The organism is Bacteroides sp. ET336 (assembly GCF_024733815.1).
Classification (GTDB): Bacteria; Bacteroidota; Bacteroidia; order Bacteroidales; family Bacteroidaceae; genus Phocaeicola; species Phocaeicola cellulolyticus.
The window spans coordinates 1-2,311 of record NZ_JANRHK010000042.1; the positions used below are offsets into that span (position 1 = coordinate 1).

Genomic DNA, 2,311 nt, shown 5'->3' on the forward strand with positions numbered 1-2,311 from the left:
AGAACTTGAGAGCAAGAGCCAGGAACTTGAGAGCAAGAGCCAAGAACTTGAGAGCAAGAGCCAGGAACTTGAGAGCAAGAGCCAAGAACTAATTTCTAAAAATAAAATGCTAGGAAATATGATAAGCCTCTTAAGGAAACAAGGGCTATCCGATGAAAATATTGCAAAAGAGCTGAATATAGGTATTAATAAGCTAGCGGAATATGTATAAGAAAGTAAAATAGATATTTTTTTACATTTAATTTACGCTTAGCGAACAATGTATGAACACTGCTTAAATGTATTTAGATAATCATACATGTCCACTAAGCGTTATTTTTACTCACACATATAGTAGAAGCCCACCCCTACGACATTTGTAAATATTGTATTTATTGCTTAATAGACCGTAGAATAAGCACCAATATACCTATCCTAGTAAGATAAAACACAGTAAAAAACTAAATTTCCTCTTTGTCCTTCACTCTGTTTGCATTATATTTGTGAAAAATCTTCTATTGCGAATGTCTTGACAAAATATTATTTGATTTGTCTAGAAGAATTATTCTGCATGTGGAGTAACAGCGGTAAAGTATTAAGCTTATGAAATATCCTATAGGAATACAGAGTTTTGAACAGATTATCGAAGACGGTTATGTTTATGTGGATAAGACGGATTTGATTTATAATCTGGCACATGAAGGGAAAATATATTTTCTGAGTCGTCCAAGGAGATTCGGCAAGAGTCTTCTTGTATCTACTCTTAAGAACTATTTTCTCGGTAAAAAGGAATATTTCAAGGGTTTAAAAATTGAAGCATTGGAAAATGACTGGAATGTTCATCCTGTATTTTATGTAGATTTTAATAGTACGGATTTTACAAAAGAGGGAAATCTGGAAAGCAAACTAAGTTTTTACATATCCGAGTGGGAGAAGAAATATGGCTTACCGGATAGAACAGAATTGCTCGGAATAGGTGACCGCTTTACAGAGGTATTGCGTGCTTCGCATGAGCAGACAGGATTTCGTGCAGTTGTCCTTATAGACGAGTATGATAAACCTATACTTGATGTTTTGGATGTAAATACAGAATTGGAAGATCAGCATCGTAATATTCTGAAAGCTTTTTACTCTGTATTCAAGGGAGCAGATGCACATTTGCAGTTCGTTTTTTTAACAGGGGTGACAAAATTCTCGCAAGTCAGCGTTTTCAGCGGTTTTAATCAGCCTAAGGATATAAGCATGGATGCCAGATACGAATCATTATGTGGCATTACACAAAAAGAACTTGAAACTTATTTTCAAGAGCCTGTTTATGAAATGGCGCAGAAATATAAATGTGACTATAATCATATGTTGACCAGGCTTAAAGAACAATATGACGGCTATCATTTCAGTGATGAAATGACTGATATATATAATCCTTTCAGCCTATTGAACGCAATGGACAGTAAACGTCTGGAGGATTATTGGTTCAAGACAGGAACGCCTACGTATCTAATCAGATTAATGAACCATTTTAATGAAAATATAAATGAATTAACGGGAAAGTATTACCGTCAGGAAGAGTTTATTGATTATAAGGCTGATATGGAAATGCCTTTGCCAATGATTTACCAGAGTGGATACCTTACGATAAAAGGATATGAAGAGTTTGGAAACCGCTTCCTTTTAGACTTCCCGAACAATGAAGTTAAAAATGGTTTTATTACTATGATTGCAACTTCTTACCTCCAGCCGGGTGAAAGAATTACAGGATGGATTTTTGAAGTTCTTGATGCTATGCGTGCCGGGAATACAGAGAAGTTGGAACCACTGTTCACCTCGTTTCTTTCAAGCATTCCTTATTCCATGAGAAGAAAAGATAATGAAAGGGAAAAGGAAAGATATTTTCAATATACCTTTTATCTTATTATGAAACTGATTAGTGTTTATACAGTCTATACTGAAAAACAGCAAAGTCAAGGACGGGTGGATTGTATTGTAGAAACTCCGAAGTACATATATATATTTGAATTTAAACTTGACGGTACGGCAGTTGAGGCCATTGAGCAGATTGAAAATAAAGGTTATGCTCGTGAATATATTTTGGATGGACGTAAGATTTTCAAAATAGGAGCAAGTTTTTCTTCAGAGACTGGTACAATTTCTGATTGGAAGATTGAATAATGAATAGTAAATTGCTCATTATTAAATATTTAGGTATATTCCACGCAGACTATTTTCCTTGCCTCTTTTTTCCATTTACTATTGATACTCTGTAAAAAACTATTGCATAGTAAAGTTTCGCGTTCCTTTTATCAATTCACTTATCCTCCACGGCTCCTAATTT

General features: G+C 34.6%; 2 protein-coding genes. Both read left to right on the forward strand.

Going from position 1 to position 2,311, the window contains the following annotated elements; all coding sequences use genetic code 11:
- The coding region (locus NW213_RS16700) for a hypothetical protein (RefSeq protein ID WP_258323468.1) at positions 1-211 on the forward strand (211 nt) is incomplete at its 5' end.
- 371 nt (positions 212-582) lie between these two features.
- On the forward strand, positions 583-2,148 hold the full coding sequence (locus NW213_RS16705) for an ATP-binding protein (RefSeq protein ID WP_258323469.1): 1,566 nt from the start codon (positions 583-585) through the stop codon (positions 2,146-2,148).
- Positions 2,149-2,311 lie beyond the last annotated feature (163 nt).

Bases quoted from the DNA above. Each gene is read 5' to 3' on its own strand.
- NW213_RS16705 (WP_258323469.1), top strand. From the start codon at position 583: ATGAAATATCCTATAGGAATACAGAGTTTTGAACAGATTATCGAAGAC.